Origin of the sequence: Pseudomonas mediterranea CFBP 5447, assembly GCF_000774145.1 — a bacterium.
GTDB classification, from domain to species: domain Bacteria; phylum Pseudomonadota; class Gammaproteobacteria; order Pseudomonadales; family Pseudomonadaceae; genus Aquipseudomonas; species Aquipseudomonas mediterranea.
On sequence record NZ_KN322981.1, the window covers coordinates 226,300 to 248,522 of the forward strand.

19 protein-coding genes are annotated in these 22,223 nt (G+C 61.2%); 12 read left to right on the forward strand and 7 right to left on the reverse strand.

Features of this window, described 5'->3' with window-relative positions:
- Positions 1 to 585: 585 nt before the first annotated feature.
- The 4 genes from N005_RS04005 (at position 586) to N005_RS04020 (ending at position 7,541) form a co-directional block, all read left to right on the forward strand.
- Positions 586 to 2,379 (forward strand): DUF1302 domain-containing protein, encoded by a 1,794-nt coding sequence (locus tag N005_RS04005; protein WP_047699606.1) that lies wholly within the window; start codon positions 586 to 588, stop codon positions 2,377 to 2,379.
- Positions 2,380 to 2,401: 22 nt separating this feature from the next.
- The gene (locus N005_RS04010; RefSeq protein ID WP_047699608.1) at positions 2,402 to 3,769 is read left to right on the forward strand and encodes a DUF1329 domain-containing protein; all 1,368 of its coding nucleotides are present in this window, start codon (positions 2,402 to 2,404) and stop codon (positions 3,767 to 3,769) included.
- A 283-nt stretch (positions 3,770 to 4,052) separates the two neighbouring features.
- Complete coding sequence (locus N005_RS04015; protein WP_047699610.1) at positions 4,053 to 6,605, forward strand: LuxR C-terminal-related transcriptional regulator; 2,553 nt, start codon at positions 4,053 to 4,055, stop codon at positions 6,603 to 6,605.
- 234 nt (positions 6,606 to 6,839) lie between these two features.
- Complete coding sequence (locus N005_RS04020) at positions 6,840 to 7,541, forward strand: hypothetical protein (protein ID WP_047699612.1); 702 nt, start codon at positions 6,840 to 6,842, stop codon at positions 7,539 to 7,541.
- Here N005_RS04020 and N005_RS04025 read toward each other — a convergent pair.
- Entirely contained in the window at positions 7,506 to 8,327 is an 822-nt protein-coding gene (locus N005_RS04025; protein ID WP_047699614.1) for an IclR family transcriptional regulator, read from the reverse strand. The two genes, N005_RS04020 and N005_RS04025, sit on opposite strands and share 36 nt — an antisense overlap.
- A gap of 117 nt (positions 8,328 to 8,444) precedes the next feature.
- Between N005_RS04025 and hmgA the strand changes: the two genes are divergently transcribed.
- Genes hmgA through maiA form a run of 3 tightly spaced genes read left to right on the forward strand, consistent with a single transcriptional unit; the run spans position 8,445 to position 11,707 of the window.
- The gene (hmgA, locus tag N005_RS04030) at positions 8,445 to 9,749 is read left to right on the forward strand and encodes a homogentisate 1,2-dioxygenase (RefSeq protein ID WP_047699616.1); all 1,305 of its coding nucleotides are present in this window, start codon (positions 8,445 to 8,447) and stop codon (positions 9,747 to 9,749) included.
- A 2-nt stretch (positions 9,750 to 9,751) separates the two neighbouring features.
- A complete protein-coding gene (gene fahA / locus N005_RS04035) occupies positions 9,752 to 11,056 on the forward strand; it encodes a fumarylacetoacetase (RefSeq protein WP_047699618.1) in 1,305 nt (434 codons plus the stop codon).
- Positions 11,057 to 11,065: 9 nt separating this feature from the next.
- On the forward strand, positions 11,066 to 11,707 hold the full coding sequence (gene maiA, locus N005_RS04040) for a maleylacetoacetate isomerase (RefSeq protein WP_047699620.1): 642 nt from the start codon (positions 11,066 to 11,068) through the stop codon (positions 11,705 to 11,707).
- Positions 11,708 to 11,849: 142 nt separating this feature from the next.
- On the opposite strand, the gene N005_RS04045 is transcribed toward maiA, so the two are convergent.
- Positions 11,850 to 12,653 carry a SirB1 family protein gene (locus N005_RS04045; RefSeq protein ID WP_047699623.1) on the reverse strand — a complete coding sequence of 268 codons (804 nt, stop codon included), beginning with the start codon at positions 12,651 to 12,653 and terminating at the stop codon, positions 11,850 to 11,852.
- A gap of 184 nt (positions 12,654 to 12,837) precedes the next feature.
- On the opposite strand from N005_RS04045, the gene N005_RS04050 reads away from it, so the two are divergent.
- Positions 12,838 to 13,857: a Glu/Leu/Phe/Val dehydrogenase family protein gene (locus N005_RS04050; RefSeq protein WP_047699625.1), complete on the forward strand. Its 1,020-nt coding sequence runs from the start codon at positions 12,838 to 12,840 to the stop codon at positions 13,855 to 13,857.
- A 33-nt stretch (positions 13,858 to 13,890) separates the two neighbouring features.
- Here the strand turns inward: N005_RS04050 and N005_RS04055 are convergent, their stop codons facing one another.
- Complete coding sequence (locus N005_RS04055) at positions 13,891 to 15,090, reverse strand: benzoate/H(+) symporter BenE family transporter (RefSeq protein WP_047699627.1); 1,200 nt, start codon at positions 15,088 to 15,090, stop codon at positions 13,891 to 13,893.
- 318 nt (positions 15,091 to 15,408) lie between these two features.
- Between N005_RS04055 and N005_RS04060 the strand changes: the two genes are divergently transcribed.
- A complete protein-coding gene (locus N005_RS04060) occupies positions 15,409 to 16,797 on the forward strand; it encodes an aminotransferase-like domain-containing protein (protein WP_047699629.1) in 1,389 nt (462 codons plus the stop codon).
- Positions 16,798 to 16,828: 31 nt separating this feature from the next.
- On the opposite strand, the gene N005_RS04065 is transcribed toward N005_RS04060, so the two are convergent.
- Entirely contained in the window at positions 16,829 to 17,092 is a 264-nt protein-coding gene (locus N005_RS04065; protein ID WP_041022372.1) for a YebG family protein, read from the reverse strand.
- A 354-nt stretch (positions 17,093 to 17,446) separates the two neighbouring features.
- Here N005_RS04065 and N005_RS04070 point away from each other — a divergent pair, with 354 nt between their 5' ends.
- Positions 17,447 to 17,947 (forward strand): phosphate-starvation-inducible protein PsiE, encoded by a 501-nt coding sequence (locus N005_RS04070; protein ID WP_047699631.1) that lies wholly within the window; start codon positions 17,447 to 17,449, stop codon positions 17,945 to 17,947.
- Here N005_RS04070 and N005_RS04075 read toward each other — a convergent pair.
- The gene (locus tag N005_RS04075; RefSeq protein ID WP_047699633.1) at positions 17,944 to 18,255 is read right to left on the reverse strand and encodes a DUF3509 domain-containing protein; all 312 of its coding nucleotides are present in this window, start codon (positions 18,253 to 18,255) and stop codon (positions 17,944 to 17,946) included. The two genes, N005_RS04070 and N005_RS04075, sit on opposite strands and share 4 nt — an antisense overlap.
- Before the next feature lie 485 nt (positions 18,256 to 18,740).
- Between N005_RS04075 and N005_RS04080 the strand changes: the two genes are divergently transcribed.
- Positions 18,741 to 19,148: an HPF/RaiA family ribosome-associated protein gene (locus N005_RS04080; protein ID WP_047699635.1), complete on the forward strand. Its 408-nt coding sequence runs from the start codon at positions 18,741 to 18,743 to the stop codon at positions 19,146 to 19,148.
- 72 nt (positions 19,149 to 19,220) lie between these two features.
- Here N005_RS04080 and N005_RS04085 read toward each other — a convergent pair whose 3' ends face one another.
- A complete protein-coding gene (locus N005_RS04085; protein ID WP_047699637.1) occupies positions 19,221 to 20,096 on the reverse strand; it encodes a helix-turn-helix domain-containing protein in 876 nt (291 codons plus the stop codon).
- 139 nt (positions 20,097 to 20,235) lie between these two features.
- On the opposite strand from N005_RS04085, the gene N005_RS04090 reads away from it, so the two are divergent.
- Positions 20,236 to 21,153, forward strand: a complete 918-nt coding sequence (locus tag N005_RS04090) for a DMT family transporter (protein WP_047699639.1) — start codon at positions 20,236 to 20,238, stop codon at positions 21,151 to 21,153.
- 90 nt (positions 21,154 to 21,243) lie between these two features.
- Here N005_RS04090 and N005_RS04095 read toward each other — a convergent pair whose 3' ends face one another.
- Positions 21,244 to 22,215 carry a 2-hydroxyacid dehydrogenase gene (locus N005_RS04095; protein ID WP_047699641.1) on the reverse strand — a complete coding sequence of 324 codons (972 nt, stop codon included), beginning with the start codon at positions 22,213 to 22,215 and terminating at the stop codon, positions 21,244 to 21,246.
- Positions 22,216 to 22,223: the final 8 nt, after the last annotated feature.

Consider the following 22,223-nt stretch of genomic DNA (forward strand, 5'->3'; position numbering starts at 1 on the left):
TATCATTGGATTTGAATCATGTCCAATTGTGGATACGTCCTCAAAGTTGCAACCACAGTGACGATTTTCTTTAATGGCTGGTTCTTTAATATTTGCTCAACGGTATTCATTTGAACTTTCCGGCTCGAACAGTCCGTCTGGAGTCATGCATAAAAAAAGCCGCTGCCAAAGCAGCGGCCTGAAAATGACGTTGCAAAGGAGCCACAAACCAACGTCGGTAAGCACGGGATGATGGACCGATACGCCAATCCATCCGAATGACGGTGCGCCAGGCGTGAGGGATGCCATGGCGGGTGCTTGCAGGCCCGTTACCCTGGAAGCCCGGCCAGCATAGGGATCGAGCGCATCGGGAAACAGACCGGATCCGGACATGCACTGTTACGGCGTGCGCAACAGTCGAAACGAGACGCCGAACATGCATTGCACTGATGGACCACTATCCAGCCCATTCATGGCGTGTGCAAAGCCCCGTCCTGCGCGGGCGCTAATCCTTTCGAGCGACAACGTGAATACCTCCTTGGTGCGCTTATCGCCCATCACGGGCGGCAGTAGGGTGAAGTCTCTGTCACTCACCGGGGAAGACGCATGACAACAATAACAATGCGCGCCATCTTCAAGCCGCAGGCGCTGGCCGTTGCGGTGGCCTTGGGCTGCTCTGCCCAGGCGCAGGCCGTTTCATTCAATATCGGCGAGATCGAAGGCCAGTTCGATTCCTCGTTGTCCGTGGGCGCGAGCTGGGGCATGAGCGATGCCGACAAGGATTTGATCGGCACGGTCAATGGCGGTCGGGGTCAGTCTTCCACCGGTGATGATGGGCGGCTGAATTTCAAGAAGGGCGAGACCTTCTCGAAGATCTTCAAAGGGCTGCACGACCTCGAACTCAAGTACGGTGATACTGGCGTGTTCGTGCGTGGCAAGTACTGGTATGACTTCGAGCTGAAGGATGAAAGCCGTCCGTTCAAGGACATCAGCGACAGCAATCGCAAGGAAGGCGCCAAGTCTTCCGGGGCGGAGCTTCTCGATGCCTTCGTCTACCACAACTATTCCATCGCCGATTTGCCGGGCACCGTGCGCGCCGGCAAGCAGGTGGTCAGTTGGGGGGAGAGTACCTTCATCGGTAACTCCATCAACAGCATCAACCCGGTGGACGTGTCCGCGTTCCGTCGTCCGGGTGCCGAGATCAAGGAAGGCCTGATCCCGGTGAACATGCTGTTCGCCTCCCAGGGCCTGACCGACAAGCTCACCATCGAGGGTTTCTACCAGCTTGAGTGGGACCAGACGGTGGTCGATAACTGCGGCACGTTCTTCGGCAATGACGTGGTGGCGGATGGTTGCACCAGCGGCTACACCGTGGGCAGCCCGGCCATTGCGCCGTTCGTGCCGCTGACCCAGGCGTTTGGTCAAGGGATCGAGGTATCCAGCGAAGGCGTGGTCATTCCTCGTGGCGGCGATCGTGATGCCCGTGACTCCGGCCAGTGGGGCACAGCGTTGCGCTGGCTCGGCGACGACACCGAGTACGGCTTGTACTTCATGAATTATCACAGCCGTACGCCTACTGTCGGCACCACGACCGCAGGGACCTCAACCCTGGCGGCTTTGCCGGGAATGGTTGCGATTGCCAACGGCCTGTCCCCAGGCAGCGGTGCCGGCCTGGCCCAAAGCGTCATGCTCGGCCGCGGTCAGTACTACCTCGAATACCCCGAGGACATCCGTCTGTACGGCGCCAGCTTTTCCACCACGTTGCCCACCGGCACCGCATGGACCGGTGAAATCAGCTATCGCCCCAACGCTCCGGTACAGCTCAATACCAACGACCTGACCCTGGCCTTGCTCAACCCGATTGCCGGTGGAGCGGCCTCACCGATCGCAACCAGCGCGGGCGCCGACAACACCGGCTACCGCCGCAAGGAAATCACCCAGATCCAGAGCACCATGACCCACTTCTTCGATCAGGTGCTGGGCGCGGATCGCCTGACCCTGGTGGGCGAGGCGGCGGTGGTGCATGTCGGCGGGCTGGAGTCCAAGGACAAGCTGCGTTACGGCCGCGATTCGGTCTACGGCCAATACGGGTTCAACGGTGACACCGATGGCTTCGTCACCTCGACCTCGTGGGGCTATCGCGCCCGGGCGATCCTCGACTATTCCAACGTCGTCGCCGGCATCAACTTCAAACCCAACTTGTCCTGGTCCCATGACGTGGCCGGCTACGGCCCCAACGGCCTGTTCAACGAAGGTGCCAAGGCCGTCAGCCTCGGCGTCGATGCCGACTACCGCAACACCTATACCGCCAGCCTGAGCTACACCGACTTTTTCGGCGGCGACTACAACGTCCTCAAGGATCGCGACTTCCTCGCGTTGAGCTTCGGCGTGAACTTCTGATCTGGCTGACAAGGAAAACCCTATGCGCAAGATGATCCTGCAATGCGGTGCCCTGGCCTTGAGCCTGCTGGCCGCAAACGTGATGGCGGCGGTTTCGCCGGACGAGGCGAACAAACTGGGCACCAGCCTGACGCCGCTGGGTGCGGAGAAAGCCGGTAACGCCGATGGCTCGATCCCGGCCTGGACCGGTGGCATCCCGAAAAATGCCGGTGCCGTGGACAGTAAAGGCTTCCTGGCGGATCCGTTCGCCAATGAAAAGCCGCTGTTCACCATTACTGCCGCGACTGTGGACAAGTACAAGGACAAGCTTTCCGAAGGCCAGGTGGCGATGTTCAAACGCTACCCGGAAACCTACAAGATCCCGGTCTATCCGACCCATCGCAGCGTGGGGCTGCCGCCGGAAATCTACGAATCGGCCAAGCGCAGCGCGCTCAATGTCACCGCGATCAACGACGGTAACGGCTTGGCCAATTTCACCGGCAACCGCTACTACGCGTTTCCGATTCCAAAGAACGGGGTGGAGGTCATCTGGAACCACATCACCCGTTATCACGGTGGCAACCTGCGGCGCATCATCACCCAGGCCACACCGCAGACCAACGGCAGCTTCACGCCGATCCGTTTCGAAGAGGAAGCTGCCGTGCCGGCCCTGATCAAGGACGCCGATCCGGAAAAAGCCAGCAACGTGCTGACCTATTTCAAGCAGGAAGTCACCGCCCCGGCACGCCTGGCCGGCAACGTGCTGCTGGTGCATGAAACCCTCGACCAGGTGAAGGAGCCACGCCTGGCCTGGATCTACAACGCCGGCCAGCGCCGGGTGCGCCGCGCCCCACAAGTGGCCTATGACGGTCCGGGTACCGCCGCCGACGGGTTGCGCACGTCCGACAACTTCGACCTGTTCTCCGGCGCACCGGATCGCTACGACTGGAAGCTGGTCGGCAAGAAGGAAATGTACATTCCGTACAACAGCTACAAACTCGACTCACCCAACCTCAAGTACGACGACGTGATCAAGGCCGGCCACATCAACCAGGACCTGACCCGCTACGAGTTGCATCGGGTCTGGGAAGTGATTGGTACGGTCAAGCCCAACGAGCGGCACATCTATGCCAAGCGCCACATGTACTTCGACGAAGACAGCTGGCAGGCGGCGCTGGTGGATCACTACGACGGCCGTGGCCAATTGTGGCGCGTGGCCGAAGGGCATGCGCAGTTCTACTACGACCACCAGAACCCCGCCTATACCCTCGAAACGCTCTACGACATCATCGCCGGACGCTACATTGCGCTGGGCATGAAGAACGAAGAGAAGCACAGCTATGAGTATGGTTTCGAGGCCAGGGCAGCCGACTATACGCCAGCGGCGCTGCGTTCGAGTGGGGTTCGTTAATACTTCGTCTGCCAAGGTAACTTGTGGCGAGGGAGGTCTTGTGGCGAGGGAGCTTGCTCCCGCTGGAGTGCGAAGCGCTCCCAAGTTCTGGGGCTACTTCGTAGCCCAGCGGGAGCAAGCTCCCTCGCCACAGAAGCGTGGCTCATGCGAGGTAATTGAACGACCGGCAGGGTATCCCTCCGGTCGTTTCCTTATGGGCCGCGATCAGCGCGCTGAATACTTCTCCAAAGGTCGGCGACACAGGACTAGGGTGATGAGACAACAATAAAAAGGACCCTCGCACATGACCGCCATGACCCCGTGTCCGGACCGTCCTGGATTGCTGCCGCGCCTGTCTTCGACACATGTGCCACGCCGGTCCCTGAGCGAGCCCTTGCTCACGTCCGAAGCACGGATAAAGCTGCTCTGCGCGCCGGCGGGGAGTGGCAAGAGTGCGTTGTTCGCCGAGTGTTTCCTGCAGGCTCCCGCTGGATGTCGGTTGCACTGGTTGCCGCTGGCGGGCGTGGCGCTGGACGTGAAGCAGATGTGCGAACAGTTGGCGCAGGCCCTCGGGTTGCCGGTGCTGGAGGAGGCGGCGTTGTTGTCCCATCTGGCGCGCTTGCAAACGCCGACCTGGCTGTTCCTGGACGATTATTGCCGGGTGCCCAATCCCGAGCTGGACCAGTTTCTCGACCGTCTGCTGAACGCCAGCAGCCCGGCGCTGCACCTGTGGCTCAATGGCCGGCGCCGTCCACACTGCAACTGGTTGCGCTTGTTGCTCGATGACGAGTTGCACGAATTCGACGCCAAGGCGCTGGTGTTCAGCCCTGACGATGTTCAGCCGTTGCTCGGTCATCTTCCCGAACCTCTGGCGACCCGTACGGCCCGCGAGGTAATACAGCGCAGCGGTGGCTGGTGCGCGGGCGTGCGCATCGCCTTGCTTGAGCGTTGCGAGTGGGCACGCCGCCACGCGTCGCCGGGCCGTCCCGGCACCTTGCTTGATTACCTGGAGCACGAGTTGTTCAGCGCGTTGACCCCGGACCTGGCACAGGCCTGGCGTGTGCTGGCCCATCTGCCGCGCTTCAATGCGCGGCTGTGCGAGCATTTGTTCGGTGACACGGTGGGGGCGGAATGTCTTCCCTTGTTGTTGGACCTGGGGTGCTTTATCGAACCGTGGGAACAGTCTTCGGACTGGTTGCAGATATTCCCGGCCCTGGCCCGGCTGGTGCGTGAGGAGCCGTGGCCGCAAGGGCGTTCCTGGCATCGACGGGCCTGCCAGTGGTTCGCCGCCGAGCAGGATTGGCCCATGGCGTTCGAGCAGGCGATGTTGGCTGAAGAGTTCGAGACCGCCGTCAGCTTCTTGCAACACCTGAGCTTCGAGCACGTCTTGCAGCGTCGCACCGTGGTGCTGTTACTGGACTTGCACGATCGACAGGGCGAAGCGCTGACGCTGGGTACGCCACAATCGGTGGGTTTGGTCACGGCCGCGCTGTTGTTCGCCGGACGCTTCGACCAGGCATCGGCGTGTATCGAGCAACTGTCCAGGTTCGCACCCCAGCCCAAGGCCTGCCAGCAGCGCCAATTGGTCGCGCGGTGGCAGGTCCTCAGTGGCTGGTTGTGGCACCTGGCAGGTGAAGGTGATCAGGCGAACGAACATTTTCTGCAAGCCCAGAGCAGCCTGGACCCGGAGGCCTGGGCTTCACGGCTGCTGTGCCAGTCGGGACTGACCCAACAGGCGTTGCTCAAGGGCGAGCTGGCGTCGGCACAGTGGATCAATCGCCAGGCGCTATGCCTGGCGCGTGCACAGGGCTCGCTGGTGTTCGAGGGGTTATTGGAGCTGGATCACGCCCAATTGCTGGAGCAACGCGGCGCGCCCCATCGGGCCGACGATCTGCTGAGCGAGATCCAGGCGTTGCTCGATAAGCCAGGTCAGGACTTTTCCCCGTTGCTGGGACGCATTGCCCTGCGACGTGGGCGCCTGGCATTGCGCATGGGGTTTGAAGAGCAGGCAGCGGAGCAGTTTCAAGCGGGCCTGGAAACGAGTTTGCACAGCCAGGACAAACAAGTGCTCTATGGCTTTCTCGGCAAGGCCAGCCTGGCCGCCAACCAGGGCGACTACGGCGAGGCTTTCGTGCAACTGCGTGAAGCCGAGCGGGTCATGCAGCAGCGGCATATTCCCGATACCGTGTATCGCGGTGTATTGCTGCAGACCAGTTGCCAGTTCTGGTTGCAACAAGGCCGCCCGGAGCTGGCCCATGAAGCGTTGACCCGGGTCTTGCGGCATTTTCGCGGCCCACAAGCCAAACACGCGCCGCCAGCGACCCTGGAATTGATTCCGCGACTTGAATACTTACAGGTACTGGCCGAGGTCTACCTGCAGCGGGGGCAGGATCCGCAGGGCCGATTGCAGGTCATGATTGCCCAGGCGCAGTCCTGTGGCATGCACGGGCTGGAAACCGAGCTGCATCTGGCGTTGGCCGAAGTCGTCTGGCTATCCGGGGATCATTCCCAGGCCCGTGCCCTGATGCAGGAAGGCCTGGAGCGAGTCGCCTGTTGGCGCGCCCACCAAGCTTTGTGCGAGCTGCGTCTGCGCCAGCCGGAACTGTTGCGTTGGACACAAACCGTAGAGCCCGTCGGACAGCCGGTGACTGGCAGCGAAGAAACGTTGCTCAGCCAGCGAGAGTTGGAAGTCCTGGGACTGATTGCCCAAGGTTATTCCAACCAGCAGATTGCCGAACAACTGTTCATATCGTTGCACACGGTAAAAACCCACGCGCGGCGGATACATAGCAAACTGGGCGTGCAGCGACGTACCCAGGCGGTGGCGAAGGCCAAGGTCATGGGCGTCATGAGTTAGTATCACGAGTCCGATTTTTCGATCAGGACACGGTTTTGAGATAACTGTTTGCAAGTCTTCACGCACGCTTACATTTGCCTTTTCGCGATAAGCACGGGCCCTGGTGTATAACGAACTTGTTGAAGTTACGCGGGTTGTTCTACCCGCTCGCTTTATCAGTTGAGCCCTGCTTGGGCGAACATCAATAACGAATCGAACAGGACGTTCGAACGAAATGACAAGACAAGGATGCTTATGAATCTGCAGCTGTTTTCCTCTCACTCCGAAAGGCTTCTCGCGCTCAAGAAAACCCGTGTGGACTTTGCCGTACGGGTACTGTTGGGCCAGGCTCTGGAGGCCCGCGGAATCAATCCCCACGCCAACTACCTGACGACCTTGGTCGATGTTTCGAGCGCAAAGGTCCACTCTTCCGAGACTTTGTTCGATGTCGCGCTGGGTTGCGTCGAAGAACAAGTGTTGCCTCATTACACCCAAGGACTCAGCAATGTGTTCAGCAAGCGTTATTCCTTCGCCGATGAGGACCGGACAAAGACTCTGGACCTGATCGAGTTTGAACGCATTGTCATGGAGATCGTGACCGGCCTTGCCGAAAGCCCCTCAATGGATCTGTCTTGGCGCACCATCAAGCCGCTGACGATTGAAGATCTTCAGCAGGCGTTGAACAGGCATCTGCCCGACGTGGATCCCGATGAAGTCTACGTCACCAGTTTTGTCAGCCACGGCTTCGGCGAACGGGTGGTGTCGTCCTCTCAAAATCTGGCTGGATATCTGCTGGGCCATTTCGAACAGGATGAAATTCCTTACCACTCGAACGGCAGTCACCAGGCGATTCATGCCGTCGCCTTCAGTGGGCCCGACGAACATCTGCATCCCTGGCTGACCACCGCGCATATCAATGACTTACTGATCCGGATGGTTCCGGACTTGCTGGGCTGATCCCGGGCCGGACTCATACCCCATCCGCCAACTCACGGCCCGGGTCGCCGCCAACAGTCGTTGGGCCGCAGGGCCATTCTCATCGGCATGGAACAATGAGGTCGGGCCGACGATGGTCATGACGGCCGTTATCTGGCCGACGGCATTGAAGACCGGTGCGGAAAGGGCGTCCACGCCCGGCATCAGCAAGCCATGCACATGGTGCAGTCCTCGACCGCGGATCTGCTCGCACAAGGACGCATAGGTGCGGTCGTCGGCCAGCGCATGATTGCCGGTGCCCGCCACTTCCTGCTCTCGCAAGCCGATGGTCTCGCGTTCCGGCAGATAGGCGCTGAACACCAGTCCGGTGGAGGAACTGAGCAGCGGCAATACCGAACCCAGTTGCGTCACTACGGTCACGGCGCGCACGGCGGGTTCGATCCGCACCACGGTCGCACCGTGATTGCCCCACACGGCCAGGAAACAGGTTTCGTTCAAGTCATCCCGCAGCTCCGCCAGAGGCAGGGCGGCCACTTGCAGCACATCCATGCCGTTCAGCGCCGCCAGGCCCACCCGCAGGGCTTCGCGCCCCAAACCGTAATGGTTGGTGGCAGTGTTCTGTTCGGCGAAACCGCTGGCGATCAAGGCCTGCAGGTAACGGTGGACCTTGCTCGCCGGCATCTGCACGTGTTCGGCCAGGCGCGACAGCGACGTGGAGGGAGAGAGTTCGGCCAGGGCTTTGAGAATGTCGGTGCCGACTTCGGCCGAGCGGACTTTCTGTTTGCCGTTATTGAGCGGGGTTTCCATGGGGGGCGCCGGATCCGGGAGCGAATGGGCGTCTTTATAGCTTGACGGTCGTCGTCGAGCAAATTACGTTATGCGTAATCGAATTACGATAAAAGCAACAGGTGTTCAGGAGGCTTCATGAACCTCGATTCCACAGCGTCCGAGCTGGCCTACCAATCAGGCTTCGGCAATGAATTTGCCAGCGAAGCGCTGCCCGGCGCGCTGCCTGCCGGCCAGAACTCTCCGCAGAAGGCCCCGTATGGTCTCTACGCCGAGTTGTTTTCCGGTACGGCGTTCACCATGGCGCGCAGCGAGGCGCGGCGTACCTGGATGTATCGCATCCGGCCATCGGCCAACCATCCGGCTTTCGTCAAGCTGGAACGTCAGCTGGCCGGTGGAGCGCTGGGCGAGGTCACCCCCAATCGCCTGCGCTGGAACCCGCTGGACATCCCTGCCGAACCCACTGACTTCATCGACGGGCTGGTGCGCATGGCGGCCAATGCCGGCCAGGACAAGCCCGCCGGCATCAGCATCTTTCACTACCGGGCCAACCGTTCCATGGAGCGGGTGTTCTTCAATGCCGACGGCGAATGGCTGATCGTGCCGCAATCGGGGCGACTGCGGATCGTCACCGAGCTGGGGATGCTGGAGCTGGCGCCGCTGGAAATCGCCGTGTTGCCTCGCGGTCTGAAATTTCGCGTCGAGCTGCTCGATCCGCGGGCTCGCGGCTACCTCGCCGAGAACCATGGCGCGCCGTTGCGCCTGCCTGATCTCGGCCCCATCGGCAGTAACGGCCTGGCCAACCCACGGGACTTCCTGGCGCCGATCGCGCATTACGAGAACCTCTCGCAGCCGACTACGCTGGTACAGAAGTTCCTCGGTGAGTTGTGGGCTTGCGAACTGGATCATTCGCCGTTCGACGTTGTGGCCTGGCACGGCAACAACGTGCCGTACAAGTACGACCTGCGCCGGTTCAACACTATCGGCACGGTCAGCTTCGATCATCCGGACCCTTCGATCTTCACGGTATTGACCTCGCCTACCAGCGTCCATGGCCTGGCCAACCTCGATTTCGTGATCTTCCCGCCGCGCTGGATGGTGGCGGAAAAAACCTTCCGTCCACCGTGGTTCCACCGCAACCTGATGAACGAGTTCATGGGGCTGATCCAGGGCGCCTACGATGCCAAGGCCGAGGGTTTCTTGCCGGGTGGCGCGTCCTTGCACAGTTGCATGAGTGCCCATGGTCCGGACGGCGAAACCTGCACCAAGGCGATCAATGCCGAGCTGACCCCGGTGAAAATCGATAACACCATGGCCTTCATGTTCGAAACCAGCCAGGTGCTGCGTCCGAGCCGTTTCGCCCTGGACTGCCCGCAACTGCAAACCGACTACGATGCCTGTTGGGCTTCGCTGCCCGTCACGTTCGACCCGACCCGGAGATAATCATGACCCAAGTTTCCCCTGCCCGTAGCTGGGTTGCTTCCGCCAATGGCCATGCCGATTTCCCGCTGCAGAACCTGCCGCTGGGGATCTTCAGCGTCGGCGGTGGTGCTCCCCGTAGCGGTGTTGCCATTGGCGATCATGTATTCGATTTGCAGGCTGCGTTGCAGGCCGGCCTGTTCGATGGCGCGGCGCGTGAAGCCGTCGAAGCCATGAGCGGCGGCCAGTTGAACGCATTCTTCGAGCTGGGCCGCAATGCCCGGGTGGCCTTGCGCGAACGGCTGCTGGCCTTGCTGGGCGAAGACAGTGCGCAACGCGAGCAGATCCTGGCCCAAGGGGCAAGGATGCTTCCCCTGGCGACGGATTGCCAGATGCACCTGCCGGCGAAAATCAACGACTACACCGACTTCTACGTCGGCATCGAACATGCGCAGAATGTCGGCAAGCTGTTCCGTCCCGACAACCCGCTGTTGCCCAACTACAAATACGTGCCCATCGGTTACCACGGTCGCGCCTCGACCATCCGCCCGTCCGGCACCGACGTGCGCCGCCCCAAGGGCCAGACCCTGCCCGCCGGCCAGGCTGAACCGACCTTCGGCCCCTGCGCGCGGCTGGACTACGAGCTGGAGCTGGGGATCTGGATCGGCAAGGGCAATGCACTGGGCGAGCCTATCGCCATCGGTGACGCCGCCGAGCACATCGGCGGGTTCTGCCTGCTCAACGATTGGTCGGCGCGGGACATCCAGGCCTGGGAATACCAACCCCTTGGGCCTTTTCTGTCGAAGAGCTTCCTGACCAGTATTTCGCCGTGGGTCGTGACGGCCGAAGCCCTCGAACCATTCCGTCGTCCTCAACCGGCGCGGCCGGCAGGCGATCCGCAACCGCTGCCGTACCTGCTGGACAAGCGTGACCAGGACGGCGGTGCCTTTGATATCGAACTGGAAGTCCTGCTGCTGACCGAAACCATGCGCGAGCAGAACCTGCCGGCCCATCGCCTGACCTTGAGCAACACCCGCTACATGTATTGGACCGTGGCGCAGATGGTCGCGCACCACAGCGTCAATGGCTGCCAGTTGCAGGCCGGCGACTTGTTCGGCTCGGGCACTTTGTCGGGGCCGGAAAACGGCCAGTTCGGCAGCTTGCTGGAGATCACCGAAGGCGGCAAGAAACCCGTTGAACTGGCGTCCGGTGAAGTGCGCAAATTCCTCGAGGATGGCGACGAAATCATCCTGCGGGCCCGTTGCAGCCGTGAGGGTGTCGCTTCCATCGGTTTCGGCGAATGCCGGGGCAAGATCCTGCCGGCGCGGTGAGGAGCAAGCATGGAACTCTATACCTATTACCGCTCCACCTCGTCTTATCGGGTGCGCATCGCCCTGGCACTCAAGGGCCTGGATTATCGCGTCGTGCCGGTCAACCTGATCGCCCCGCCGGGGGGCGAACATCGCCAGCCGGCCTACCTCGCGATCAACCCGCAAGGACGGGTACCGGCGCTGCGCACCGAGGAGGGGGCGCTGCTGGTGCAATCGCCTGCCATCCTCGAGTACCTGGAGGAGCGTTATCCACAGGTGCCGCTGTTCAACCCGGACCTGGCGGTTCGAGCTCATGAACGTGGCGTCGCCGCCCTGATCGGTTGCGACATCCATCCGTTGCACAACGTCAGCGTGCTCAACAAGCTGCGGCAGTGGGGGCATGATGAAGCGCAGGTGACGGAGTGGATCGGCCACTGGATCGGCCAGGGGTTGGCGGCAGTGGAACAGTTGATCGGCGACGAGGGTTACTGTTTCGGCTCCGCGCCAGGGTTGGCGGATGTCTACCTGATCCCGCAGTTGTATGCGGCTGAGCGTTTCAACGTGTCCTTGCAAGGGTATCCGCGGATTCGTCGTGTTGCGGCGCTGGCGGCTGCACATGCTGCGTTCCAGAAAGCGCATCCGGCTAATCAGGTGGATACACCTGCCAGCTGACATTGGGGCTGGCTGATCTGGCGCCATCGCGAGCAGGCTCGCTCCCACACTGGACTGCGTGCAACGCGGGACAAAATGTGGGAGCGAACCTGCTCGCGAAGGCGGCCTGACGGTCAACCAGGATGCCGGCCAGCCCTACAGATCAATGCACAATCGAATTCGGCGGCAGATGTCCCAGTCTTTCCGTCAGCCGGATCCGCTGGATCGGGTCGTCGCTGAGCATCAGCGCATGTTCCAGGTCGAAGCGTTCGGCATTGGGACAGTCGAGCCGCTGGTACAGGCTGGCGCGGGCCAGGTAATCGGCGGCGCTGGCGTTGCCCAGTTCCAGGACCCGTTCGGCATCGATCAGTGCGTCGATGTACTCGTCGTTGGTCAGATGCAACTGCCGGAGATTGCGTGACAGGCGCTGGAGCATCTGCAGCGGCTCGGCGCTGGCCAGGTGTTCCGCCTTGAGCGGCATGTTCGAGCCATATTGGCGTTGCAGCAGTTCCCGGCAGTCGTTGGGATACAGCCGGCGACCGCCGCACGGGTCGAGCAGGTGATCGGCCCCCGGCACCCGGAGCAGGAAGTGGCCGGGAAAGTTGACCCCGACCATCGGTATTTCCAGGCCTCGGGCCAGTTCCAGGGCAATCAGGGCGAGAGCCAGCGGTTGGCCGCGCTTCCTGGTCAATACCTTGTCGAGCAGCGCTACCCGTGGACGCAGGGGCGTGAAATCGTCCTGGGCAAACCCCAGGTCATTCAGGCAGCGCAACAAGGGCTGGCCCAGCTCCGCAACGGGCAGCAGGGGCAGGTCATGGCTGACCCGCTGTTGCAGATCCCTGAAATCCCTCAGCAAGGCTGGTACGTCGACGTCGCGGTCATGCTCGGCAGCGATCCACAGCGCCGCTTCGAACAGCGCCGCAGGCGACCGGTGCAGACATTCAAAAAAGGCTTGGCGCGGTTTCATCACACTCTCCGGACATTGCCTCGTTTTAGCTCTGCCATGGGCTTTCGTCCAGTCTCGGAGAGATGTAGTAACGGTTATGTCCGAAAAGATGACAGTCGAGGCAGCTTATTCCGGCGTGCTCCAGCAAATTTCAGCTACGCGCCTATACTGGCGAAACAAACAGAAGTGATTCGGGAGCCTGTCGATGTTTGCGCTCATGCAAAGCTCCCGCCTTGAATCGCTGCACTTGAGCGTAGACCCGACAACCGGGTTGAAGGCGGTCATTGCCATTCATAGCAGCCGCCCAGGGCCAGCCTTGGGGGGATGTCGTTACCTGTCCTACCCCGACGATGAAAGTGCCGTGGTCGATGCCGTGCGCCTGGCCCAAGGCATGAGCTACAAAGCCGCCTTGGCCGGCCTGCCCGTGGGCGGCGGAGTGGCGGTGATCATGCGGCCGGCCCATGTCGAAAGCCGGGCCGCATTGTTCGAAGCCTTTGGCCGCTGCATCGAACAACTGGACGGCCGGTACATCACCGCCATCGACAGCGGTACCTCGGTGGCCGACATGGATTGCATCGCCCAACAGACCCGTCATGTCACCAGCACCACCGCCTCGGGCGACCCGGCGCCCCACGCGGCGATGGGCGTGTTTGCCGGTATTCGTGCCACGGCCATGGCCCGGCTGGGCAGCGATAATCTTGAAAGCCTGCGTGTGGCGATCCAGGGCCTGGGCAACGTCGGGTACGCCCTGGCCGAACAGTTGCACGCGGCCGGTGCCGAACTGCTGGTCAGCGACATCGACCCCGGCAAGGTGCAACTGGCAATGGAGCAACTGGGCGCCCACCCGATTGCCAACGATGCGTTGCTCAGCACCCCTTGCGACATCCTGGCTCCCTGCGGCCTGGGCGGGGTGCTCAACAGCCACAGCGTGGCGCAACTGCGTTGCTCGGCCGTGGCCGGCTCGGCCCATAACCAGTTGAGCAGCCTGCAAGTGGCCGACCAATTGGAAAGGCGCGGGATCCTCTATGCGCCGGACTATGTGATCAACTCCGGCGGCCTGATCTACGTCGCCCTCAAGCATCGCGGCGAAGAGCTGCCGACCATCACGGCCCACCTGTCGAAAATCGCTGCCCGGCTCACGGAAGTCTTCGCCCATGCCCAGGCGGAGAAGCGTTCGCCGGCCCGGGTGGCGGATGAATTGGCGGAGCGCCTGTTGTATCGATAAAAACGGCTCGCAGCGTAACCGCGAGTCGCAGGATCAATTGCCCTCGGCGATAACCACGGTTTTGCTTTCCCGGGTGTAGCTCAGCACGAAATGCGCCACGAGGCCGAAGATCAGCCCCCAGAATGCCGCGGCCAGCCCCAGGAAACTCATGCCCGATGCGGTCACCAGGAACGTGATCAACGCCGCTTCGCGCTGCTTCTCGTCGGCCATGGCGCCGGTCAGCCCGGCGCTGATTGCGCCGAACAGGGCAAGACCGGCGAGGGAGGCGATCAATTCTTTCGGCAGGGCGGAAAACACCGAGGCCAGCGTCGCGCCGAAGATGCCCATCAAGATGTAGAACAGCCCGCAGGCGATACCGGCGATGTAGCGTTTGTCACGGTCCTCGTGGGCTTCGCGTCCGGTGCAGATCGCAGCGGTAATGGCCGCCAGGTTCAGACCGTGGGAGCCGAAGGGGGCCATCAGCGCCGCGCCAATCGCGGTGACCGAAATGATGGAGCGCGCCGGCGTGTCGTAGCCTGCGGTCCGTAACACCGCCATACCCGGTACGTACTGGCCGGTCAACGTCACCAGTGCCAATGGCAGACCGATGTTGATGATTGCATGCCAGCTCCATTCAGGAGCGATAAAGACCGGATGCGCCACTGCAATGGTGATCGAGCCACTGTTGAGCTCCCCGAAGGCGCCGGCCATCGCGCAACCGACCACCAGCACCGACAGGATCGCGTAGCGTGGCGAAAAGCGCTTGCAGATCAGGTACGCCGCGATCATCGAGAACACCAACGACGGCTGCAGCTTGATCGACGTGAACAGCTCTGCGCCGAAGCGGAACAGGATACCGGCGAGCATGGCGGCGGCGATGGCTTTGGGCAGGCGGCTCATCAGTTTGTCGAATGCGCCGGACAGACCCACCACGGCAATGATCAACGACGCCACCACGTAGGCGCCGATGGCCTGGGGCAGGGTGACGGTCGGCAGCATCGACACCAGCAACGCCGCGCCGGGTGTCGACCAGGCGGTGATCACCGGAATACGCAGGCGCCAACTCAGGAACAGGCCGGTGATCCCGCTGCCGATGGAAATGGCCCAGATCCATGAGGAGACCACGTCGTCGGCCAGGTGTGCCTCCTTGGCTGCCTGGAACACGATGATGAGGGGACCGGCATAGGAAATGATCACGGCGATAAAGCCGGCGATGATCGCTGACAGGGATAGATCCTTTCTGATTGTGGTCATGGTGTCTCGACTTGGCGCAGCAGTGCGCAGTGATCAGGGAGGAATTGAGTCGATTGATTCGATTCGAGGTGAGTGTATTTCAATGGATTGAGTTGATTCAATGGCTCGCTGGAAGGTTTTGCTGTGCTTTTCATTTTTTCAAATTAACTAATTGAAATTACTTGATATTTATTTTAATTGGATCGCTATTTGAGCGCCGACAAGCCATTGACGATCGAATCAATCGACTCAATTTTTCGATTGTGTCCGTTTTAAATGGCTTAGCTTCGATGTGATATGCTCGAAAATTCGTCACTTCTACGATGGCAGCGATCATTCATGTGGGTTCCCCAGCTAAGCGCGTCCAACCAGCCGATGTACCTGTCGATTGCCGATGCCCTGGCGCGGGACATCAGTAACGGGGTGCTGAGCGAGGGCGATCGCTTGCCGACCCTGCGGGAGCTGGCCAATGCCCTGGATGTCACGCCGGGCACCATCAGTCGGGCCTATGGCGAAGCCCATCGACGTCGGCTGGTGCGGGGGGAGGTGGGGCGCGGCACCTATGTGCTCAGCCAGCAGCCGTTGGACCTGCCGGCAACCCATGGCGGCGCATCGTTGAATCTTGGGCAACCCGAGCTGCTCGATCTCTCGATCATCAAGCCCTCCAGCGAAACCCTGGAGTACTGGCTGCGTGGCGCGCTGGTGGGCATGGCGAAAAGCGTCGATTTTGCCGGTGCCCTGGATTACGCTCCTGACGGCGGTCACCCGGCCCATCGTGAGGCCGGCGCGCAGTGGTTGCGTCATTCATTGCCCGACGCGCAATGGCAGCAAGTGGTGATCACCGCCGGGGCCCAGCATGGCCTGATGGTCGCGATGAGCGCCCTGACCAACGCCGGCGACCTGGTGCTCTGCGAAGCGCTTTGCTATCCAGGCATCATTTCCCTGGCTCACGGCCTCGAACGTCGTTTGCGCGGTGTGCCGATGGACGATGAAGGCATCATCCCCGAGGCGTTGCGCGAACTGTGTCTGCGCGAGAAACCGGCGATGCTGGTATGTGTGGCGACCTGCCAGAATCCAACGACGGCGATCATGTCGCAAAAACGTCGGGCCCAGATTGCCGCGCTGGCCGAGGAGTTCGACTTCATCATCCTGGACGATGATATCTATGGCTTTCTCGCCACCGATCCATCGACCAAGCCGCTGTCGGCCTTCGCGCCGGAGCGGTCGGTGTACCTGACCAGCCTGTCGAAGTCGGTCATGCCGGCGCTTCGGGTCGGTTATCTCTACAGCCCGCCGAAACTGCTGTCACGGCTGACCTCGATGGTGCGCAGCAGCGTCTGGATGCCGTCACCGTTGACCGCACAACTGGCGAGCAACGTGATCACTGAAGGCCTGGACAAGAAACTGGTTCGCATCCAGCGCAACGAAGCCGCCGGACGACAAGCGATTGCCCGGGAAATCTTTGCCAGCTTCGAACTCAAGGCCGAGCCCTATGCGTACCATGTCTGGTTGACGCTGCCCGAACCCTGGACCGGCGACGAGTTCGCCATGCTTGCCCGGGCCAACGGCGTGCTGGTGCTCAGTGGCTCGCAGTTCCAGGCTGAGCGCTCCGGGACCAGCCGAAGCGTAAGGGTGGTGCTGATGTCCCCTACCAGCCAGGACGAGCTGCGTTTCGCCCTGACCAAGCTGGCCAGCCTGATCGATTCCGACCCGCGCCGTTACTATTGAGTCGCCACGCCGTCGAGCCGATGTAGCAGGCTCACTCGCTTCCTTCGGAACCCAGGAGTTCCCCGAGGGCGGCCGCGTTGCTTTTGAAGGCTGCTGCAAACGCCGCTCTGTTCTTTGCCATGAAGATGCTCGCATCCTCGGCCTGTTTCTCGTCCAGGCCTTGCACATTCTTCATCAGAACAGTGGTCAGCACCTCCGCCAGTTCAAGCATCTGGTCATGGGCATCAGCGAGCTTACGGTCCAAAAACGTAGTCTCCAAATCACGTGTACTGCGGTACAGAATCTCAACAGCCATGGCTGGCCTCTCGTTTGTTTGCATGTCTGCCGCAAGCGTGGGAAGCCAGGCTGCGGAATCAATAAAAATCCAAGCATCACGGCTTCGGGTGCGACGGTTGGTCCGTCTCGCGCCCCTTCAAACCGGTTTTTTGCGAATACTGTATTTATATACAGGGCGGAGAATAAGCGAATCCTTTCCCTTTGGGTAGTGGCTTTTTAATGTAGACCGGTTTCGGCGTTTGTCGTGGCATGGACGTGTCGGTTGCCAGTCTTTCGCCATCTCATACATCGCCGCTGGCCTTTTTTCTGCATGCAGAACAACCGTCACGTCCAACCCGCATCATCGGTCGAGTCGACCTAAGGAAACCGCATCGTGAAAATCAACTGGGCCGAAAACCTGCGCCAGAACGTCCACCAGTTGGCCGAGTCCCTGGGCAACCTGTTCGTCGAGACGTTCCACTACCTGGCGCTGTTCGCCATCGGGGCGGTGACCGCATGGGCGGCGGTCATGGAGTTTTTGCAGATGATCGAGGCAGGGCATATCAAGATCGACGATATCCTGCTGCTGTTCATCTATCTGGAATTGGGTGCGATGGTCGGGATCTACTTCAAGACCAACCACATGCCGGTACGGTTTCTGATCTACGTGGCCATCACCGCGTTGACCCGCCTGCTGATCTCTAACGTTTCCCACCACAGCCCGCCAGACCTGGGGATCATCTACCTGTGCGGCGGGATCCTGCTGCTGGCGTTCTCGATCCTGGTGGTGCGCTACGCGTCGTCGCAGTTCCCTTCGGTGAAGATCGAGCACCCGCACCGTAAGGTCGGCGCGGGTTCAAGCGAGCATGCGGAAGTCGAGAAAGGGGAAATCTAGAGACTGACGGAGGCCGTTCCCTGGGAGCGCGGTGGTGGCAGCTTCACGTTGTCGCCGCCGGTCATGGCTTCCAGGATCGCCACGGCGCTGTGGCCCTGCTCGATGGCGATGCCGAACTGAATGCTTTGCACCAGGCGCTTGAGCCGTTCCGGGTCGTTGCGCTGTTGGGCACTGATCATGCGCTTGGCGACGATCCGCCCGGCCCTGGACAGGGTCAGCATGATGCTGCCGTCGAGGCCCTGGATGCTCAGGTTGATTTGATACTGCGGCGCAAAAGCGTCGGTAATGATCTGAAAAGGGTTGTCCATGATGCGTCACCGCCTGATTGAACGTGCAGTTGTTGACCGGCCGTGATCGGGATTAGTTCGCAATACCGGACCACCGGCCATTCCATGATCGTGTTCCATCGCTGGGTACAAGCAACCATCAGCTGATGGCCGCCTGCGACCGCTGCGACAAGACGATAGCAAGGGGCATGCCGGAAAAACTGCCGGTCAGTGTTCTCGGCTGGATAGCCCGCGACGCTCTGGAACGGGGCTCCAGTGGCTGCCCGTTTCGGGGCGGGATGTTCGTTGACGGTGCGGGGCGGTGCGCAAATTGCGAAAGATGACGGGGCGAGGAAACTCCCGACATTAACAGCGCTTTTGCCCGTTGTCCGGCTTTATTTGCAAATCAATATTTATCTTTTTCAGGGGCTTGAATTGTTCCTCGGGCAGCCCGACTCTGTACTCAAGGGGCCGTTACGCCAACGTCGACAGGCCCCTGGCGAGCTAGCCGAAATAAGGGATGAACTATGCAAATCCAAGTCAACAGCGATAACCATATTCAAAGCAGCATCCGACTGGAGGAGTGGGTACGTACTACCATCGAAAGCACGCTCGAACGTTATGAGGAGGACCTGACACGGGTCGAGGTTCATCTGGGGGATGAGAACGGCGCGAAGCCTGGTCCCCACGATCTGCGTTGCCAGATCGAAGCCCGGCCGAAGGGCCATCAGCCGATTTCCGTGACGCACAAGGCCGGTTCGCTGGAGGCAGCGATCGAGGGCGCGTCGACGAAGTTGGAAAATGCGCTGGAACACCTGTTCGGCAAGCTGCGTGGTAAACGCGCTGCTGCGGTCCAGACCGAATCCGTGGCGCTGGCCGATGCGATGCTGGAAGAAGAATTCCTGGAGAACGAGCGGGCCGCGCGTCACGGCTGAAGCCTCGTTTATCTTTAATCCCAACTGAAAACGGGCCTGCAATTGCAGGCCCGTTTTTCGTTGGCAAGCCCATCAGCGCAAGAAGGCCTGCCGATACTCCCCTGGCGTCGCCCCCAATGCCTGGCGAAAGCGATGGGTGAAGTGGCTGGCGCTGGCGAACCCGCAAGCCAGTGCCACGTCGCCCAGCGGTTGCGAGGTATTGCGCAGCAGGTGCCGCGCCTGTGCCAGGCGTCTTGCCAACAAATACTGGTGGGGTGGCAGCCCGAAGCTTTCGCGGAACATCCGGGCAAAGTGGTATTCGGACAGCGCACACAGTGCCGCCAGTTGCCCGAGGCTGATGGCCTCGGCCAGATGACTGTCGATGTAGTCCACCAGCAACCGGCGCTGATGCGCGGCCAGCCCGCCCTTGAGGCGCAGTCCCTGGCGTTGGCCGACCTGGCTGAGCAGCAGATGATTGAGCAGCTCAAAGGCCAGGCTGGTAGTCAGCAGGCGTTCGCCAGGTTCATCCCAGTTCAAAGCGATCAACTGGCGAAAGCGTTGCGCCTGTTGCTCGTCGTCGAGGAAGGTCGCCTCGCGCAGCTGCACTTGCCGGGGTTCCCGATCCAGCAGCGTGACGCAACCGAGGGCGAACTGTTCGGCACTGAAGTACAGATGGGCGAGGCGAATGTCGCCGTTGATGACCCAGGCCGATTCATGGTCCGCCGGCAGGACGCAGAGTTTGTCAGGCGCCCCGAGCGTGTCGGGTCGTTCGCGACGGAAGGTGCCGGTGCCGCCGGCGATGTAGCAGGACAATGTGTGGTGGGTCGGCGCCTCGTAATCCCGGGCGTCGTGATGATTGGTCCACAAGGCGGCCGCCATGCCGTCACCGAGCTCGGCACTGTGCTCCAGGCGGGCATTGGGCGAGCTGTTGAGGGCTTGGAAGACTTGCAGGGTTTGCAGTGTGGGCATGATCGGTTATCTCCAACGCCTTGCATCCTACTCCGTTGGAAGACCCGTGCCAGCCTGCACGCCAACAAAACCGCAAGTTTACGCAAGCGCCCGGTGGGCGACGGCGTGACACTGAACGCCATTGTCAGGAGCCGTCACCATGAACCTCTCGCTTTACCTGCTTACCGTACTCATCTGGGGCACCACCTGGATTGCGCTGAAGTTGCAACTGGGCGTCGTCGCCATCCCGGTATCGATTGTCTATCGCTTCGGTCTCGCGGCCCTGATCCTGTTCGCAATGCTTCTGCTCAGCCGGCGCCTGCAGGTGATGAACCGCCGTGGTCATTTGATCTGCCTGGCCCAGGGGCTGTGCCTGTTCTGCATCAATTTCATGTGTTTCCTCACGGCCAGCCAGTGGATTCCCAGTGGCCTGGTGGCGGTGGTGTTTTCCACGGCGACGCTGTGGAATGCCCTCAACGCCCGGGTGTTCTTCGGCCAGCGGATCGCCCGTAACGTACTGTTGGGCGGTGCGTTGGGGTTGCTGGGGCTGGGGCTGTTGTTCTGGCCGGAATTGGCTGGTCATCACGCGAGTCCGCAGACGCTGCTCGGGTTGGCGTTGGCATTGCTGGGCACCTTGTGTTTTTCGGCGGGCAACATGCTCTCGAGCCTGCAACAAAAAGCCGGGCTCAAGCCGTTGACCACCAATGCCTGGGGTATGGCCTACGGGGCGACGATGTTGGCGGGATGGTGCTTGTTCAACGGGATTGCTTTCGACATGGAATGGAACCTGCGCTACATCGGTTCGTTGCTGTATCTGGTGATTCCGGGTTCGGTGATCGGCTTCACCGCTTACCTGACGCTGGTAGGGCGCATGGGGCCGGAAAGGGCGGCGTATTGCACGGTGCTGTTCCCGGTGGTGGCGTTGAATGTCTCGGCGTTTGTCGAAGGTTACCAATGGACGGCACCGGCGCTGGCCGGGCTGGTATTGGTGATGTTGGGGAACGTGCTGGTATTTCGCAAGCCTCGTCCAGCGGCGCCAAGTGTCGCGCTTTGTGGGAGCAAGGCTTGCCCGCGATGAAAGCGACGCGCTTTGTCAGAAACCGAGGCGTTCGTTTCGCGGGCAAGCCGTGCTCTCACAAAGCAGGGCGATGGGGTGTGGCGCCGGCTTCTACTTCCAGACCTGCGGATTGACCAGGTTCTGCGGTCGTTCACCCAGCAGCGCACTGCGCAAGTTATCCACCGCGAGATTGGCCATGGCTTCACGGGTTTCGTGGGTCGCGGAGCCAATGTGTGGCAGGGTGACGGCGTTCTTCAGCTGGAACAGCGGCGATTCGGCCAACGGTTCCTTCTCGTAGACGTCCAGGCCTGCGCCGCGGATGCGGTTGTTCTGCAAGGCCTCGATCAGCGCCGGCTCATCCACTACCGGGCCGCGGGAAATGTTGATCAGGATGGCGCTCGGCTTCATCAGCGACAATTCCCGCTGGCCAATCAAATGGCGGGTTTTTTCACTCAGGGGCACGACGAGGCAGACGAAGTCCGCTTCGGCCAGCAACTGGTCCAACTCGCGAAACTGCGCACCCAGCTGGTTTTCCAGTTCGGTCTTGCGGCTGTTGCCGCTGTACAGGATCGGCATGTTGAACCCCAACCGGCCACGCCGGGCGATGGCTGCGCCGATGTTGCCCATGCCGACGATGCCCAGGGTCTTGCCGTGGACGTCGCTGCCGAACAGTTGCGGTCCCACCGTCGCCTGCCATTGTCCGGCCTTGGTCCAGGCGTCCAGTTCGGCGACGCGACGAGCGCTGCTCATCAGCAGGGCGAAGGCCAGGTCGGCGGTGCTTTCGGTCAGCACGTCGGGGGTGTTGGTGAGCATGATCCCGCGTTCATTGAAGTAGGCCAGGTCGTAGTTGTCGTAACCCACCGACACACTGGCGACCACCTGCAGGTTCGCGGCGTCTTGCAGTTGCTCGCGACCGAGTTTGCGACCGACACCGATCAGGCCGTGGGCATGGGGCAGGGCTTCGTTGAACTGCGCATTGATGTCGCCCTTCGATGGGCTCGGCACGATCACGTCGAAGTCCTGTTGCAGGCGCTCGACCATCTGGGGCGTGATACGGCTGAAGGCAAGTACGGTTTTTTTCATCGTGCAAG

What these genes read in the sequence shown, in the direction of transcription:
- N005_RS04005 (WP_047699606.1), top strand. Translation starts at nt 586, where the DNA reads ATGACAACAATAACAATGCGCGCCATCTTCAAGCCGCAGGCGCTGGCC.
- N005_RS04010 (WP_047699608.1), top strand. Translation starts at nt 2,402, where the DNA reads ATGCGCAAGATGATCCTGCAATGCGGTGCCCTGGCCTTGAGCCTGCTG.
- N005_RS04015 (WP_047699610.1), top strand. Translation starts at nt 4,053, where the DNA reads ATGACCGCCATGACCCCGTGTCCGGACCGTCCTGGATTGCTGCCGCGC.
- N005_RS04020 (WP_047699612.1), top strand. Translation starts at nt 6,840, where the DNA reads ATGAATCTGCAGCTGTTTTCCTCTCACTCCGAAAGGCTTCTCGCGCTC.
- N005_RS04025 (WP_047699614.1), bottom strand. Translation starts at nt 8,327, where the DNA reads ATGGAAACCCCGCTCAATAACGGCAAACAGAAAGTCCGCTCGGCCGAA.
- hmgA (WP_047699616.1), top strand. Translation starts at nt 8,445, where the DNA reads ATGAACCTCGATTCCACAGCGTCCGAGCTGGCCTACCAATCAGGCTTC.
- fahA (WP_047699618.1), top strand. Translation starts at nt 9,752, where the DNA reads ATGACCCAAGTTTCCCCTGCCCGTAGCTGGGTTGCTTCCGCCAATGGC.
- maiA (WP_047699620.1), top strand. Translation starts at nt 11,066, where the DNA reads ATGGAACTCTATACCTATTACCGCTCCACCTCGTCTTATCGGGTGCGC.
- N005_RS04045 (WP_047699623.1), bottom strand. Translation starts at nt 12,653, where the DNA reads ATGAAACCGCGCCAAGCCTTTTTTGAATGTCTGCACCGGTCGCCTGCG.
- N005_RS04050 (WP_047699625.1), top strand. Translation starts at nt 12,838, where the DNA reads ATGTTTGCGCTCATGCAAAGCTCCCGCCTTGAATCGCTGCACTTGAGC.
- N005_RS04055 (WP_047699627.1), bottom strand. Translation starts at nt 15,090, where the DNA reads ATGACCACAATCAGAAAGGATCTATCCCTGTCAGCGATCATCGCCGGC.
- N005_RS04060 (WP_047699629.1), top strand. Translation starts at nt 15,409, where the DNA reads ATGTGGGTTCCCCAGCTAAGCGCGTCCAACCAGCCGATGTACCTGTCG.
- N005_RS04065 (WP_041022372.1), bottom strand. Translation starts at nt 17,092, where the DNA reads ATGGCTGTTGAGATTCTGTACCGCAGTACACGTGATTTGGAGACTACG.
- N005_RS04075 (WP_047699633.1), bottom strand. Translation starts at nt 18,255, where the DNA reads ATGGACAACCCTTTTCAGATCATTACCGACGCTTTTGCGCCGCAGTAT.
- N005_RS04080 (WP_047699635.1), top strand. Translation starts at nt 18,741, where the DNA reads ATGCAAATCCAAGTCAACAGCGATAACCATATTCAAAGCAGCATCCGA.
- N005_RS04085 (WP_047699637.1), bottom strand. Translation starts at nt 20,096, where the DNA reads ATGCCCACACTGCAAACCCTGCAAGTCTTCCAAGCCCTCAACAGCTCG.
- N005_RS04090 (WP_047699639.1), top strand. Translation starts at nt 20,236, where the DNA reads ATGAACCTCTCGCTTTACCTGCTTACCGTACTCATCTGGGGCACCACC.
- N005_RS04095 (WP_047699641.1), bottom strand. Translation starts at nt 22,215, where the DNA reads ATGAAAAAAACCGTACTTGCCTTCAGCCGTATCACGCCCCAGATGGTC.